Below are 15,010 nucleotides of genomic sequence, written 5' to 3'. Positions count from 1 at the left end.
AGGTGCGCTAGGCGATGTCTCGCAGGATGGCTTCGCGGTGGACGATGATTTTGACGGCGTCCGCTTGCAGCAGCCGGATGCGGCGCTGGACCAGCGGCCAGCCGGACCACGGCACGCTGCTGGTATCGGCAGCGATTGGCGTCATCAACGGCGCCTGGTCGGCCTTGTGCGGATCGAGCGCGCGCGTGAGCGTCTCTACCACCTGGTCATGGCTGTCGGCCAGCATGGCGTTGACCGGTTCCGCCGGCAGCTCCCTGGTATGCCGGCGCAGGATCGCGCGCAGCGCCGCCACGTGCGCCACCAGCAGGTAATTCTGCACGATGAACAGGTTGATATCCTCCACCGCGCGCTGCTTGCTGGACGGTTCGTCGAGCATGCGCACCAGCGCGGAACTGAGCATGGCCAGGCTGTCCATCAGGCGTTTGCGTTCAATGCGGTAGGCGAAATCATCCTTGCCTTTGCCTTGCAGCAGATCGAAGCTGGCCTGCATGTAGCGCAGGTTAACCGCCAGCACTTCCCGCACCAGGCGCGGCAAGGTCTGGTACTCCCAGCTGGCCAGCACGAAGCTGAACACCGTTGCCACCGCCGCGCCGATGAAGGTGTCGATCAGACGCTCCATGATCAGGTTATGGTTGCCCGGTGCGATCAGGTGCATCTGCAGCAGGATCATGATCGACACCGCAATCGCCGCGTAGCGGTACCGCAGGTAAATGAAGGTGGGCGTGGCCACCGTCGACAGCACCAGGATGGCGAGAATCAGCGCCGGATAGTTGAGGAACTTGATGACCAGCGCCGTGATCACGCAGCCGATGATGGTGCCGATGATGCGGTCGCTGCGGCGCTGCTTGGTCATGCTGAACGATGGCTTGAGGATGATCACAATCGTCAGCACGATCCAGTAGCTGTGTGCCGCATACGGCAGCAGCGCCGCCACCGCCAGGCCGACCGCAATCGCCATCGCCACCCGCAGCGAGAAGCGGAAGATCGGCGAATCGAGCCGCAGGTGCGACAGGATCATGCGGAATTCGTACTTCTGCTGCGACAGGAACGGCCCCATGTCGGCATCGACCCAGAACGGCGTGGTGTCGTAGGCCTTCTGGCTGGCCTGATGCAGTTCGCCGATCATCTTGATGATGGCGCGGATCTTGTTGCGCTGTGCGCGCAGCACCGCCAGCGCTTCGTGCTGCGGCTTGCCGTCGTCGATGCGCTGCTGGATGGCGGCCAGCTCCGCTTCGATCGCATCCAGCTCGGGCTCGTAGCTGATCTCCGGATAGGACGACTTCTTGCGCGTGACGTCGTAGGCCACCGATTCGATATCGCGTGCGGCCTTGTAGGCCAGGTCGTGCAGCGTGGTCATCACCGGCGAGTCGGCCAAGTGCGCGCGCAGCAGCGCGTAGTCGGTGTGGGTGGACAGGATCAGTTCATACAGGTCCAGCATGCAGACGTGGACCTGCACCACAATGGCGTCGCGGGCGTTGTTATGCGCACGCAGGATCAGGTCACGCGAGGCTTGCTGACGATCGGCCAGCAGGCTTTGATGGCGGATCAGTTTATTGAATTGTTCGGTGAGGTTGTGGCGCGTATCGTAGAAGTCGGCCTTGATGTCGATGTAGGCCGCCAGTTCGAACAGCGCTTCGGCCAGCACCTGCTGCTTGATGCGGTGACGCAGTATCCACGAGATGCCCATGGCGTAGGCCAGATAAGCCACGGCGCCGAGCGTGAACAGGCCGGTGTGGATGAAGGACTGGCGCACCGTCATGTCGTGTTCCATCGACATGGTCATGATGAACAGCGTGGCCAGTTGCAGCGGCATCGACTTCTTGCCGTAGACGACCATCATGCAGGCGCCGAAGCTGACCACCACCAGCATGATCATCAGCAGCCAATGCAGTGGCGCGCACAGGCTGATTAACAGGGTGACGGCGCTGCACAGCAGCACCGAGGCGCTCATCTCGTTGAACTTGTGGCGCAGGGGGCTGGGCATGTCCATCAGCGCGGTGCACAGCGCGCCGATACAGACCGTCATGGCGGTGGCCATGTCGGCAAATTGCAGCGTGATCAGGGTAACGCCAACCAGGCCGGCGGCAAAACGCAGGCCAAGATAAAAGTAGTGGCTGTAAAAGAAGGTGCGCAGATTGAGTGCGTAATGCATGGCTATGGCCTTGTGGGCAGCTTGCATGCGCACCGCAGGATCGCCACGGTGCGCATGTTGAATGACGCGGTTTAAATTCTAGAAGACGGACAGCACCGGGTAGCGGCGCCACTCCGGCTCCGCATGGCGCTTGCCGTTGGCGAAGATGAAGCCCAGCACCGCATCCTGATCCGACAGCAGCGCCGGATTGGCCGCCTTCCACGCTTCAAATTTGGCTTTCAGTTCCGGTTCGGTTTCCAGCATTTCCAGTGCCAGGTCTTCGAACACGTAGTCCGAGTAAGCTTCTTTCTTTTCCAGCACGCTGTTGAAGAAGCCCCAGCGGAAGAAGGAGTCGTGGCCTTGCGGTTCCAGCGTCTCGACGGCGTAGCGGGCGTTGCCCTGCTTGAGCGGGATGAACCAGTCGCCCGGCTGCACGGTGAAGCTGGCGGTGCGCGCTTCCAGCTGCACATCGTCATGGTACATATGGCCTTCGTAGGCGTTGGTGCGCGAGGTCACGGAGGCGATGTGATAGTACTGCGCTTCCACCGTCTGTGCTTCGTCGAAGCGCGCCATCTCCACGCCGTTCCATTGCAGGCGTTCGATCACTTCGCGCCAGGCTTGCGGCACGATGTAGCCTTTTGGCGCTGGTACCGTCACGGCCGGAACAAAGCTGTTGTAGTAGGCGATGTCCTTTTCCCACGGCTTGCTGCGGTCGTACGACAGGCGCTGGTAGTTACCCAGCAGGCTGGCGCTGCGTTGCGCTTCGTAGCCTTTGAAGCGGAAGGTGGATGGATTGGTTTCGTCCATCTTCCAGTTGACGGTCCACTCTTGCGCGTTGGCCGCCTGCTCTTTGGCGTCGGCGCGCAGTTGCTGGATTTGCTCGCCATGCGACACGGTGAAGGCCATGGTCACGTCCAGCAGGGCGCGCATCGAATCGTAGCGGTCCTTGAAGGGCTTGAGCATGTGCGTCTCCGGCATGAAGCCGATCACGTGGTGCAGGGCGGCGAAGCCGGTCGAGAAGCGCGGCACTTCGAGGAATTCGGCCAGGCCGTCGTCCGGCGTGTCCTTGACCGGATTGACGTATGGGCAGGTCGGCCAGCCTTTGGCGTCCATCTCTTTGTAGATGTGCGGCAGCATGGTCTCGCGCAGGAAGGGGCCGAGGCCGTAACCCAGCTTGTCCGCTTGCGTGTGGATCAGCGTCATGGTGTATGGATAGTCGGCGCCGTTGGAGGTGTGGGTGTCCACCATCACGTCCGGGTCCCAACTGGTCAGCAGCTGGTTGAACAGTTGGGCGTTATATGTGTCGCATTTGATGAAGTCGCGGTTCAGGTCGAGGTGGCGGCTGTTGCCGCGGAAGCCGAACAGCTCCGGGCCGTCCTGGTTGACGCGCGAGGTGTTGGCGCGGTTCAGCGCGCCGTCGACGTTGTACAGCGGGACGAACAGCAGCACGGTCTTGCCCAGTGCGGCCAGCTTGGCCGGATCGAAGCACAGGTCGCGCACGATGGCCATGCAGGCATCCACGCCTTCGGGTTCGCCGGGGTGGATGCCGTTGTTGTTGAAGAACACCGGACGGCCTTCGGCCTTGATCTGGCTGCGGTCATGCACGCCATCGGCGCTGACCACGCCGGCGTGCAGCGGAACGCCGCCGTCGGACAGGCCGATCTGCTCAAAGCGCAGCACCTGCGGGAAGCGCTGGGCTAGCTCTTCGTAGAAAGCGATGCATTCGCTCCACGTCGTGGTTTGATTTTGGTTGCCTTTTTCATAAGGCGTCGGCATGTCAGCGTGCATGGTCTTCTGGATCTCAGCGGGATAGGGTAATAGGGTGCCAGGATGAGCGCAGGCTGGGTAAGCCTGCGGTCGAGGGCAGAATTGTATCATCGTGCCCGTTTTTTGAGCGCCCGCAGGCCGGGCATTGAGTTGCTTCAAGGTAAATCCACGCGGCCGGTGATCTACTGGACTTCTGATCTTCGAAGGGAGGCTGCGATGCGCAACAACTATGGTTTGCGGGCGGTAGGCGTGGTGTTGCTGATGGCGCTGGGCTGCCGCTGGGGCGTGGCGCAGGTCGGGCCGCGCTATGTGATCGAGCTAAACGGGAAGGGTGGCAGCAGCATTGCGCAGGGGCGCATGCAGCCGGTCGGCAGGGGCATGGTGCTGATCAGCTTTCAGGGCCTAACGGTGTTGACGGTCGATGCGGATGCCGAGGCTTACAGCCAGGATCTGGTCAGCAATTGGCCGGCGGCCGATCTGCTGCTGGTGACGCCGGCGACTGCGGGTCGCTATGACGGGCTGGCGCCGTTGCATGCGCTGCGTGACGGTTTGCCGGTGGTGGTGGCGGAGCCCAGCGACAGCGGCGTGCCGCCCAGAACCGGCGGGCCGACGCTGTATCCTATGCAGCCGTGGAATGCGCTGGAGCTGCGCAAGCAGAAAACGCGGCTGCGGGTGACCGCCATGCCGGGCAGCTCCGGCACGACGGCGGTGGCCGGCTACTTGCTCGACATCGGCGACAGCCGCGCTTCGTACCGTGTATATCTCAGCCGGGCAGGAACGTCGGACGGCGCGTTGCAACTGGCGCAGCGCCTGCCTGGCGCCGATGTCGCGCTGCTGCCGGGCCGCGACGGCCCGCACCTGCTGGCGCTGAACCGTGGCGCGCCGCGCGCGTGGATGCCGGCCGCGCTGAAGGAGAACGGCTATGCCTTCACGGCGATCCGGCGCTGATTACTTCTTCTTGCCGTTGGTTTCGACCCAGGCGGCGTAGGTGTCGATGAACTTCTTCAGGAATTCCTTGGTGCTGTCGTTGTTGAGCTTACCGTCGTCGCCCAGCAGCTTGGCGGCGCCGCCGATGTAGGCTTCCGGCTGCAGCAGCGTCGGCATGTCGAGGAACACCAGCGACTGGCGCAGATGGTGGTTGGCGCCGAAGCCGCCGGTGGCGCCCGGCGACACGCTGACGATGCCGGCCGGTTTGCCACTCCACACGCTGCTGCCGTAAGGGCGCGAACCGACGTCGAGCGCATTCTTCAGCGCGGCGGTGGTTGAGCGGTTGTATTCCGGCGTGAAGAACAGCACGCCTTCATATTCCTTGAGGCGGTCGCGGAACTGCGTCCATGCCTGCGGCGGCGTCGCGTCCTTGGCGTCCAGATCCTCGTTATAGATCGGCAACTCGCCGATCTCGACGATGTCCAAGGCCAGCGAGGCTGGCGCCAGTTCCATCACGGCGTGGGCGAATTTACGGTTGAGCGAATCCTTGCGCAGGCTGCCGATGATTACGGCGATTTTCTTCGCGGACATGGAATCTCCTTACAGTGGTTACGTTGATTCTTACTGTACCTGATTCTTCTTCCGCGTGGCACTTGCTACAACTTTCGGTGGGAGGCGCTGTAGCTCTATACGGGTCTTTTTAATCCTCGCCTGCCCTTTGCGCTCCGCTTCCAATGTATCCAATGCTTCCATCAGTTCACTGAACAGATCACGTTTCTTCATCTTTTTGCCCCCGTTCCTGGAGTTCATATTTGAGGCGGTTTCGCAGTATCTTTAGCTGTTCAGGAGAAAGGTTCATTGCCTCGTCTTTTCCATAGATAGAAAACAACCAGAACTCATGTGCAGACAGGCGCCAAAAATAGATGACACGGATGCCGCCACGTTTTCCTCTGCTCTTGGCCGGATTGATGTGGCGTAATTTCCTTAGCCCACCGCTGCCACGGATGACCGCGCCAATCGTCGGGTTACTCATCATTTCGATCTGCAATACGCGATACTCATCGTCGTCGAGATACTTTTCCCGATAGCGGGCAAAGGATGGTAGCTCCCAGAACACTGCGTGCATTTGAGTATGCTCTTGATGAAGACCGCTTGCAATTGGATTTCCCCGGCTCTTATCCTAAGCAGGCTGCCCTCCAGGCAGCATCGGCTACATCAACTACCGGCGAAAAAAAACCACGCCGCTTTACAGGGGCGTGGCTTCCGGCTTAAGGATGAGGCGCTTATTCGGCGTTCATTTCTTTCAGCAGGTTGTCGGCGTGGTCCACGTATTTCATGTTCCACAGGATGTAGCGCAGGTCGACCTGGATGTCGCGGGTCATCTTCTTGTTGAAGTCCCAGTCGGAGATGATGGAATCCAGCGTGCCGTCAAACGCCAGGCCGATCCACTCGCCCTTGGCGTTCAGCGCGGCCGAACCGGAGTTGCCGCCCGTGATGTCCAGCGTGGCCAGGTAAGCCACCGGCACCGATTTCAGCTTCGGATCCATGTACTTGCCGTATTCCTTGGCCTTGATGGCTTTCAACTGCGCGGCTGGTGCGTTGAACTCGCCCTGGCCGGTGGCCTTGGCGGCCACGCCTTCGACCGTGGTGAAGGCCTTCCAGGTGGTGCCGTCGGCGCCCGGATCGCGGCCGGCGATTTTGCCGAAGGTGACGCGCAGGGTGCTGTTGGCGTCAGGATAAACCGCCTGGCCCTTGCTGTGCATGTAGGCGATCTTGGCCTTCATGTAGTTGGCGTAGGCTTGTTGCAGCTTGCCGCCCAGCTCTTCCTCTTGCGCTTCGTCTTTCAGGTCCGGTTCGTACAGCGCCACGGCGGCCTTGATGAAGGCGTCGTCGCTGGCCTTGAAGTCGGCCGGCTTGCGGTCCAGCCAGGCTTTACGCTCGGCCAGGTCGCCCAGCTTGCTGCCGGCGTACAGCTTGTCCAGCGCGGCTTGCAGGTCGGCTTTGCTCATGCCGTCCTTGATGCCGACCACCGAGTCAAACGCGGCGTTGCGTTCGGCTGCCGGCTGCGCGGCGTACTTGATCAGGCTGTTCAGCACCAGCGCCTTGTCGACCTTTTCGTCGTAGTTGCGCACCAGCGCGTCCACCGACGATTTCAGGCGCGGCACGTCGCGTACCTGGTAGCCGGCTTTGCGGTCGGCGTCCGGCTTGGTGTTTTCGTTGGCCAGGCGGTACAACATGCGCGCGGTGTTCAGCAGGCGCGGTTTCGACGAACCGAAGTAGTAGTCACGCTTGATTTCTGCATCGCGCTGGGCGATCAGTTTTTCCACCAGCTCGATGTCGCTGGCGTACTCGGCCTTGCGCTTGGCGTCGGCGTTGATCCACTGCTTCAGCGCTTCGTGCTCGGCGGTCTTACGCTGCAGCATATCGCTGCCGGCGTAGGAATCCAGCATGCCCTGGCGGTTCTTGTAGTAGTTGTTGATGCCGGCCACTTGCGACGCATACTTCAGCGCGGTGTCCTTGTTGTCCTTGGTGGTGTCGGCAATGATGGCCAGGCTCTCGGCCGATTGCTTCACAAACGCCGGATAGTTCCAGTCGAAGGTGAAACCGACTTCCGACGGCAGGCGGTGACGGTTGGTGCGGCCCGGGTAGCCCAGCACCATGATGAAGTCGCCTTCCTTGACGCCTTCCTTGGCCAGCTTCAGGTAGTGCTGCGGCACGTAAGGGACGTTGTCCTTGCTGTAGTCGGCGGCCTTGCCGTCCTTGCTGACGTAGGCGCGATAGAAGCCGTAGTCGCCGGTGTGGCGCGGCCACATCCAGTTGTCGGTGTCGCCGCCAAACTTGCCCACGCCTTCCGGTGGTGCGTGCACCAGGCGGACGTCGCGGATTTCCAGTTGCTTGATCAGGTAGTACTCCAGGCCGCCGTAGTAGGACGATACGGTGCAGCGGTGGCCGGCGTCTTTTTCGCACTCGGCCTGGATGGATTTCTGGTTCTTCTCGATCGCGTCGACGCGCGCCTTGCCGCTCAGCTTGGCCACTTCCGGCGTCACCACTTGCTTGCTGACGTCGGTCACGGCCTTGGTTACCCAGATGCGGCTGCCCGGCGAGGCCGGCAGTTCTTCGCCCAGGTTGTGGGCCAGGAAACCGTTGGCCAGCAGATTGCGTTCCGGCGTCGAATTATGGGCGACGCTGCCGTACACGCAGTGGTGGTTGGTGGCGACCAGGCCTTGCGGCGATACGAAGGATGCCGAGCAGCCGCCCAGGCTGACGATGGCGCCCATCGGGAACTCGGTCAGCTTGGTGAGGGTGGCGGGATCCAGCTTGAGGCCGGCGGCTTTCAGTTCCTTGGCTACTTGTGGCAGCTGTTGTGGCATCCACATGCCTTCGTCCGCATAGGCGGAGGTGCTCAGGATGGCGAGCGCGATCAAAGTTTTTTTCATGTCTCTTCTTGAAGTGGTTGAACGGCGCTCAAGAGTATAACAATGAAATCCCATAAAAAAACCGGGGTTGCCCCCGGTTTTTTTAGTCAGCCTTGATGGCTTCGATCTGGATCGCCAGCTTCACTTCCGGCGAGAAGTTGGGGAGACCGTAGTTGAGACCGAAGTCGCTGCGCTTGAACTCGGCGCTGGCGTCGGCGCCGCACGCTTCCTTCTTGTAGCGCGGGTGCATGATGCACTTGAACTTGTTGACCTTCAGCGTCACCGGCTTGGTCACGCCCAGCATGGTCAGTTCGCCGTCCACCGCCACCAGCTGGTCGCCGTCAAACTTGAACGACTTGCTGGTGTAGGTGATGGTCGGGAACTTGGTCACGTTGAACATGTCCTCGCCACGGGCGTGCTTGTTCATCGCTTCCAGGCCGAAGTCGATCGAGGCCGGGTCGATCTTGATGTCGAGACCGCCGGTTTTGGCCGCGCGATCCATGGTCACCGTGCCGCTGGTTTTGTCGAACTTGCCGCGCCATACCGACAGGCCCATGTGATCGGCCTCGAAGCTCGGGTACGTGTGCGTCGGGTCGATGTTATAGGTGGCGGCGATGGCCGATGTGGCCGAGGCGGCCAGCAGCGTGGCGATCAGGATCTGTGCTTTCATCTTCGGTGGTCTCCGTGGGTAAAATTATTGTGCTGCGACGACGTGGAACTTGATGGCGACATCATCGGCCACCATGCTGGTGTCTTTCCATTCGCCTTCGCCGATGTTGTAGGTCAGGCGTTTGATCGGCAGCACGCCGTCAAACACCTGGTTCTTGCCGTCGGCCTTGACGGTCAGCGGGAAGCTGACGTCGGTGGCCTTGCCCTTGATGGTCAGCTTGCCGGTCACGGTCAGCTTGCCGGCGCCGGCGCTCTTGATCGACGACGACACGAAGGTCGCTTTCGGGAACTGGGCGGCGTTGAACCATTCTTTCTTGGTCACTTCCTTGTTGTACTCCGGATCGCCCAGGTCCATGCTGCCGGTTTCGACTTCCACGGTGGCTTTGGCGGCGTCCGGCTTGGCGGCGTCGTAGTCGATGTTGGCGGTGAATTTCTTGAACTTGGCATCGACCGGCACGTTCATTTGCTTGAAGGTGGCGGTAACAGTGCTCTTGGCCGGATCGGTTTTGAGGGCGGCGGCGCTGGCGGCAAAGGCGATACCCAGCATGGATACGAGGGCGATTTTTTTAATGGTGTTCATGTAAGGCTCCAGTGGATGAATGGGATTACAGCGGCAACATGCGTTTTAGCGTCACGTCGCGGTCGATGAAGTGATGCTTCAGTGCGGCCAGGGCATGAGCGACCACCGCGGCCGCCATGGTCATGGTCAAAATATAATGGACATTTTGTAAGACTGGCTTAAGTTCGGGATTGGCTGCCATCACGGCCGGCATCTGCCACAGGCCCAGGTACACCACCGGCACGCCGGCCGCATAGGTGTAGAAGTAGCCCGACAGCGGCACCGCGAAGATCAGGAAGTACAGCAGGTAATGCATGCCTTCGGCGATCATGTGCTGCCAGTCCGGAATCGACGCCAGCTTGGCTGGCGGCTTGTGCGTGACGCGCCACAGCACGCGCAGCACCGCCAGCGCAAACACCGTCACACCCATCCATTTGTGCCAGGAGAAGTATTTGAGCTTGGTCGGCGAAAAGCCGTGGATCGCGACCATGGACAGGCCGAGGAAGAAGGTAGCGATGATGAGCAAGGCGACCAGCCAGTGCAGCAACATTGCGGTTTTGGTATAGCGTGGCATAAAGCGGCTCCGAGGAAATAGTACGTGTTAGGACTAAATATACCAAAGAAATCCGATGTGCGCTTGACCAGGGTAAAAAAAAGCCCCGCGACGTGGAAGCCGGCGGGGCTAGTGTAGAACAAATTTCCTATCTACATCAGATGGCTTTGGCCAGAGCTGCGGCGATGCCGATGTAGTTGGCCGGGGTCATGGCCAGCATCAGGTCCTTGGCTTCCTGCGGCACGGCCAGGCCGTTGATGAACTCCTGCAGCGCCACTTTCGAAATGCCTTTGCCGCGGGTCAGCTCTTTCAGCTGCTCGTACGGGTTTCCGATGCCGTAGCGGCGCATCACGGTCTGCACCGGCTCGGCCAGCACTTCCCAGTTGGCGTCCAGGTCGGCTTCCAGGCGGGCCGGATTGACTTCCAGCTTGTTCAGGCCGCGCAGGCAGCTGTCGTAGGCCAGCAGCGTGTAGCCGAAGCCGACGCCGATGTTGCGCAGCACGGTCGAGTCGGTCAGGTCGCGTTGCAGGCGCGATACCGGCAGTTTTTCCGACAGGTGCTTCAGCACGGCGTTGGCCAGGCCCAGGTTGCCTTCCGAGTTTTCGAAGTCGATCGGGTTGACCTTGTGCGGCATGGTCGACGAACCGATCTCGCCGGCCTTCAGCTTCTGCTTGAAGTAGCCCAGCGAGACGTAGCTCCAGATGTCGCGGTTCAGGTCCAGCAGGATGGTGTTGGCGCGCGCGAAGGCGTCGAACAGTTCGGCCATGTAATCGTGCGGTTCGATCTGGATGGTGTATGGATTGAACACCAGGCCCAGGCGCTGCTCGATCACGGCCTTGGAGAACGCCGGCCAGTCGAACGATGGATAGGCCGACAGGTGGGCGTTGTAGTTGCCGACCGCGCCGTTCATCTTGCCGAGGATCTCGACTTGCTCGATGCGCACGATGGCGCGCTGCAGGCGGGCCACAACGTTGGCCATTTCCTTGCCCAGGGTGGTCGGGCTGGCGGTCTGGCCGTGGGTGCGCGACAGCATCGGCAGCTCCGCGTTGGCGTGGGCGATCTCGGTCAGGCGGGCGATCACTTTGCGTAGCGACGGCAGCATGACGGTGTCGCGCGCGGCCTTCAGCATCATGCCGTGCGAGGTGTTGTTGATGTCTTCCGAGGTGCAGGCGAAGTGGATGAACTCCGACGCGGCCACCAGTTCCGGCACATCCTTGACTTGCTCCTTCAGCCAGTACTCTACCGCCTTGACGTCGTGGTTGGTGACGGCTTCGATTTCCTTGATGCGGGCAGCGTCGTTTTCGGTGAACTCGGCGGCGATCTTGTCCAGCAGCGCGGTGCCTGCGGCCGAGAACGGCTTGATTTCGTCGAAGCCGGCCAGCGACAGCGCTTGCAGCCAGGAGATTTCTACTTTGACGCGGTGGTGCATGAAGCCGGATTCGGACAGGATCGGGCGCAGCAGATCGGTTTTACCGGCGTAGCGGCCGTCCAGCGGCGACAGCGCCGACAGCGTGGAGTAAGGAGTAGTGGTCATGATGGAAAGAGCGAAGTTGAAAAAGCAGAGACCGTGATTTTACCATTGGCGGCCGCCCAAGCCGCCGATGTTATACTGAAGCCTGTTCTTCCTCTATAAGTGTCTATGAAACTCATCGGTTCCCTCGCCAGCCCTTATGTCCGCAAGGTTCGTGTCGTGCTCGCGGAAAAAAAGCTCGATTGCCAGTTCGAACTGGAGAATGTGTGGGCGGCCGACACCATCATCAACCAGTTTAATCCGCTGGGCAAAGTGCCGAGCCTGATCATGGAAGACGGCACGGTGATGATCGATTCGCGCGTGATGGTCGAGTATCTCGATACGCTGACGCCGGTCTGCAAGCTGCTGCCGCCGAACGGCCGCGACCGCGCCGACGTCAAGTGCTGGGAAGCGCTGGCCGATGGCATGCTGGACGCCGCCGTCAGCGTGCGCCTGGAGCGCACCATGCGGCCGCCGGAGCAGCAGAGCGAAGAGTGGATGGCGCGCCAGATGCGCAAGGTCGAACTGGGCCTGAAGACGCTGTCCGACAAGCTGGGCGAGCAGGCTTACTGCAACGGCATCCATTATTCGCTGGCCGACGTGGCGGTCGGCTGCACCTTGGGCTGGCTGTCGTTCCGCTTCCCGGACATCGCCTGGCGCGACGATTACGCCAACCTGGCCAAGCTGTATGACAAGCTGTCCGAACGCCAGTCGTTCAAGGACACTGTCCCTCAATAAGCAAAACGCCCCGCGAGGGGCGTTTTCATTTTCAGTCGTCGACGCTCATCTGGCTTTGCAGGTAGTTCTGGATGCCCACTTTGCCGATCAGGTCCAGCTGGGTTTCCAGCCAGTCGATGTGTTCTTCGGTGTCTTCCAGGATCATCAGCAGCAGGTCGCGCGACACGTAGTCGGCGGCTTTCTCGGCTGCGGCGATGCCTTCCTTGACGGTGATCTGTGCGCCTTTTTCCAGCTTCAGGTCGCAGTTCAGCATCTCTTCGGTGTTCTCGCCGACCATGACTTTGTGCATGGCTTGCAGGTTCGGCAGGCCATCCAGCATCAGGATGCGGTCGATCAGTTTATCGGCATGCTTCATCTCGCCGATCGATTCTTCGTACTCTTTCTTGCCAATCTTTTCCAGGCCCCAGTGCTTGTACATCTTGGCGTGCAGGAAGTACTGGTTGATCGCGGTGAGTTCGTTGGTCAGCTGTGCGTTGAGCAAGCGGATGACTTCTTGGTCGCCCTTCATGGCATGTCTTTCTGTGATGATTGCGAATGGCGCCATTGTGCCACGAATTGTCGATTGATGTGAGGTGAATGTCTGATAATTTCGGCGAAATACCCACTAAGTTCGGTGATTGAGAGCACTGGCGCAAATGAAAACTATTAGCATTCGTAGTAGGGGCAGTGTGCGGCATCTCACGGTGCCGGCGCGCCGTCGCCGCTACCATGGAAGCTCAACCTTCAGGAGCTAAGCCATGGATTCCATCAACGCCAATCAACCCGAAAATAATCATCAAGACCTGATCGGCGAAGACGCCGTTCACAAGATCCGCGACTTCGTCGACAGCACGCCCGGCTGCTTCTTCTGCACCAACGATGGCGACGGCGGTCCCGGCGACGCGCGGCCGATGACGGCGCTGCAGGTCGATGAGCTGGGCAATCTGTGGTTTATCTCCGCCAGCGACAGCCTGAAGAACCAGGAGCTGGCAGCCGATCCGTCGGCCACGCTGTACTTCCAGGGCTCGGCGCATTCCGAGTTCATGCACCTGGAGGGCATCGCCACGGTGTCGCGCGATCCGGTGAAAATCAAGGAGCTGTGGAGTTTTACGATGAAGACCTGGTTCACCGGCGGCGAGGATGATCCGCGCGTGACGTTGATCAAGTTTGCGCCGACCTACGGCTACTACTGGGATACCAAGCACGGCAAGGCGGTGGCCAGCGTCAAAATGCTGATCGGCGCCGTGATCGGCAAAACCCTCGATGACTCCATCGAGGGCCGGCTGGATCTGTAAAGCCTAGCCGAGCTGGAAGTTAATCGGCACCAGCACGTACACGGGGACGGCCTTGCCGTCCTCGATAAACGGCTTGTACAGCGCGCGCAGCACGGCCTGGCGGCCGGCTTCATCCAGATTGCTGGAACCGGATGATTTCTGCACCGTCACCTGTTCCGCATTGCCTTTTTCCCCAATCAGCACGCGCAGCATCACGGTACCGGTCTCGCCCATGCGGCGCGACATGCTCGGGTACACCGGTGACGGCGCGCGGACGTATTCCACGCCCGATACAGTCTTCGGCGTCGATGGCGCTGGCGGCGCCGGCGGCGCGACCTGTGCGGTGGTTGGCGCGGCGTGCGCCGTGGTCGGTTCTGCCGGACGCGGTTGCGGCGGCGGCAGCGTGATGGTCGGCTCGGTCTGCACGATATTCACCAGCGGCAGCGGCGGCACAAAAGTTTGCTTCGGCTGCACCAGCGGCACTTCCTTCGGCTGCGGTTGCGCTTTCAGCGGCTCTGGCGAGGCCACGAACGTCACCGTCACCACCTGCGGCATGATCGCATGCGTCACCGACCGCAGCATGCCGGAATACGCCAGATAAAACACGACAACATGACCCAGCACAATCGCGGCGAGCGGGGTGAGCTTGCGGGTGCGGCGCTTGAATTCCTGCACGCGGCCGTTGTCATCCGCGGACAGCGGCGACGCCGTCCGGCTGTAGGTCATTGTATTCATGATTAGTTAGAGAAGACCGGGCGTTTCAGCACAGTTTCCTGGAGGTTGGCGGCAGCGGCTTGCGCAGCCAGTTGTTCGGTGAGGATTTCTTCCGCGCAGGAGAAGCATTGGCCGCAGCAGGTGGCTACGCCCAGCGCGTCGCGCAGTTCGTCCATCGAAGTGATTCCCAATTCCATTGCTTGACGGATTTCGCGATCGGAGATGTTGTTGCAGACACAAACAATCATTGATGCACCTTCTGGCTAGGCTATAAAAATCGAATAAGGCTTGATTAAGACTTTTCTGACATGATTGCCAGCAACTTAATGCGAATCATTATCATTAAACGTATACTGCCCGATTTTTCTACAGTATGCAAGCTAAATAGAAGTCATTCGCATTACCGTTTATAATGCTAGTATCTGATTCCGGCAGGAACGCAACGTTGCGGCCTTGCCGGTCGCGCCGCAGCCACCTTGCCAGCGGCCTCTCGACTGGACTTTGCCATGACGCACGCTGTTTCCCTGACTACCCTCGACACCCTGACGGTCGGCGCCACCGCCACCGTGGTGCATGTCTCTGCCGGCGCGGACGCCGATGGCGGCGCCGCCCTGTCGCGCCGCCTGATGGAACTGGGCTTTGTGCCCGGCGAAAAAATCCGCATGCTCAAGCGCGGCATGCCGGGCGGCGAACCGCTGGCGATCAAAGTCGGCAACTCCACATTTGCATTGCGCCGCTTTGAAGCCGCGCTGGTCTCGATTCAACCGGAATAA

At 60.6% G+C, this 15,010-nt stretch carries 17 protein-coding genes; 4 read left to right on the top strand and 13 right to left on the bottom strand.

Annotated features, from left to right (window positions below; genetic code table 11):
• Positions 1-7: 7 nt before the first annotated feature.
• Together HH213_RS08975 and HH213_RS08970 are read right to left on the bottom strand one after the other, a co-directional pair.
• Complete coding sequence (locus HH213_RS08975) at positions 8-2,152, bottom strand: FUSC family protein (RefSeq protein ID WP_169112034.1); 2,145 nt, start codon at positions 2,150-2,152, stop codon at positions 8-10.
• A gap of 78 nt (positions 2,153-2,230) precedes the next feature.
• Positions 2,231-3,919, bottom strand: coding sequence for a M14 family zinc carboxypeptidase (locus tag HH213_RS08970; RefSeq protein WP_169112033.1), 1,689 nt, complete (start codon positions 3,917-3,919; stop codon positions 2,231-2,233).
• A gap of 195 nt (positions 3,920-4,114) precedes the next feature.
• On the opposite strand from HH213_RS08970, the gene HH213_RS08965 reads away from it, so the two are divergent.
• Entirely contained in the window at positions 4,115-4,846 is a 732-nt protein-coding gene (locus tag HH213_RS08965) for a hypothetical protein (protein ID WP_169112032.1), read from the top strand.
• Here the strand turns inward: HH213_RS08965 and HH213_RS08960 are convergent, their stop codons facing one another.
• The 8 genes from HH213_RS08960 to purB all read right to left on the bottom strand — a co-directional run bounded on the left by HH213_RS08960 (position 4,847) and on the right by purB (position 11,556).
• Complete coding sequence (locus HH213_RS08960; protein ID WP_169112031.1) at positions 4,847-5,416, bottom strand: NADPH-dependent FMN reductase; 570 nt, start codon at positions 5,414-5,416, stop codon at positions 4,847-4,849.
• A gap of 30 nt (positions 5,417-5,446) precedes the next feature.
• Complete coding sequence (locus tag HH213_RS08955; RefSeq protein WP_169112030.1) at positions 5,447-5,608, bottom strand: hypothetical protein; 162 nt, start codon at positions 5,606-5,608, stop codon at positions 5,447-5,449.
• Complete coding sequence (locus tag HH213_RS08950) at positions 5,595-5,951, bottom strand: toxin (protein ID WP_169112029.1); 357 nt, start codon at positions 5,949-5,951, stop codon at positions 5,595-5,597. Before HH213_RS08950 ends, HH213_RS08955 begins: the two co-directional genes overlap by 14 nt.
• A gap of 157 nt (positions 5,952-6,108) precedes the next feature.
• Positions 6,109-8,262, bottom strand: coding sequence for a S46 family peptidase (locus HH213_RS08945; RefSeq protein ID WP_169112028.1), 2,154 nt, complete (start codon positions 8,260-8,262; stop codon positions 6,109-6,111).
• A gap of 82 nt (positions 8,263-8,344) precedes the next feature.
• Positions 8,345-8,911 carry a YceI family protein gene (locus HH213_RS08940; RefSeq protein WP_110845536.1) on the bottom strand — a complete coding sequence of 189 codons (567 nt, stop codon included), beginning with the start codon at positions 8,909-8,911 and terminating at the stop codon, positions 8,345-8,347.
• A gap of 24 nt (positions 8,912-8,935) precedes the next feature.
• Complete coding sequence (locus HH213_RS08935) at positions 8,936-9,490, bottom strand: YceI family protein (RefSeq protein ID WP_110845535.1); 555 nt, start codon at positions 9,488-9,490, stop codon at positions 8,936-8,938.
• A gap of 25 nt (positions 9,491-9,515) precedes the next feature.
• Entirely contained in the window at positions 9,516-10,043 is a 528-nt protein-coding gene (locus HH213_RS08930) for a cytochrome b (protein WP_161049139.1), read from the bottom strand.
• A 136-nt stretch (positions 10,044-10,179) separates the two neighbouring features.
• The gene (purB, locus tag HH213_RS08925) at positions 10,180-11,556 is read right to left on the bottom strand and encodes an adenylosuccinate lyase (RefSeq protein WP_169112027.1); all 1,377 of its coding nucleotides are present in this window, start codon (positions 11,554-11,556) and stop codon (positions 10,180-10,182) included.
• A 105-nt stretch (positions 11,557-11,661) separates the two neighbouring features.
• On the opposite strand from purB, the gene HH213_RS08920 reads away from it, so the two are divergent.
• Positions 11,662-12,270, top strand: a complete 609-nt coding sequence (locus tag HH213_RS08920) for a glutathione S-transferase N-terminal domain-containing protein (RefSeq protein WP_169112026.1) — start codon at positions 11,662-11,664, stop codon at positions 12,268-12,270.
• 31 nt (positions 12,271-12,301) lie between these two features.
• Here HH213_RS08920 and bfr read toward each other — a convergent pair whose 3' ends face one another.
• Positions 12,302-12,778 (bottom strand): bacterioferritin, encoded by a 477-nt coding sequence (gene bfr / locus HH213_RS08915; RefSeq protein WP_169112025.1) that lies wholly within the window; start codon positions 12,776-12,778, stop codon positions 12,302-12,304.
• 229 nt (positions 12,779-13,007) lie between these two features.
• Here bfr and HH213_RS08910 point away from each other — a divergent pair, with 229 nt between their 5' ends.
• Positions 13,008-13,544 carry a pyridoxamine 5'-phosphate oxidase family protein gene (locus HH213_RS08910; protein WP_110845526.1) on the top strand — a complete coding sequence of 179 codons (537 nt, stop codon included), beginning with the start codon at positions 13,008-13,010 and terminating at the stop codon, positions 13,542-13,544.
• Between the two features lie 3 nt (positions 13,545-13,547).
• Here HH213_RS08910 and HH213_RS08905 read toward each other — a convergent pair whose 3' ends face one another.
• Positions 13,548-14,258 carry an energy transducer TonB gene (locus HH213_RS08905; RefSeq protein WP_169112024.1) on the bottom strand — a complete coding sequence of 237 codons (711 nt, stop codon included), beginning with the start codon at positions 14,256-14,258 and terminating at the stop codon, positions 13,548-13,550.
• A 2-nt stretch (positions 14,259-14,260) separates the two neighbouring features.
• A complete protein-coding gene (locus HH213_RS08900) occupies positions 14,261-14,485 on the bottom strand; it encodes a (2Fe-2S)-binding protein (protein WP_110845524.1) in 225 nt (74 codons plus the stop codon).
• Positions 14,486-14,743: 258 nt separating this feature from the next.
• Here HH213_RS08900 and HH213_RS08895 point away from each other — a divergent pair, with 258 nt between their 5' ends.
• On the top strand, positions 14,744-15,010 hold the full coding sequence (locus tag HH213_RS08895) for a FeoA family protein (protein WP_110845523.1): 267 nt from the start codon (positions 14,744-14,746) through the stop codon (positions 15,008-15,010).

Source organism: Duganella dendranthematis, assembly GCF_012849375.1.
In the GTDB taxonomy this organism is placed as follows: domain Bacteria; phylum Pseudomonadota; class Gammaproteobacteria; order Burkholderiales; family Burkholderiaceae_D; genus Rugamonas; species Rugamonas dendranthematis.
The sequence above is the reverse complement of the archived record's forward strand: the minus strand, read 5'-3'. Positions and strand labels throughout refer to the sequence as shown.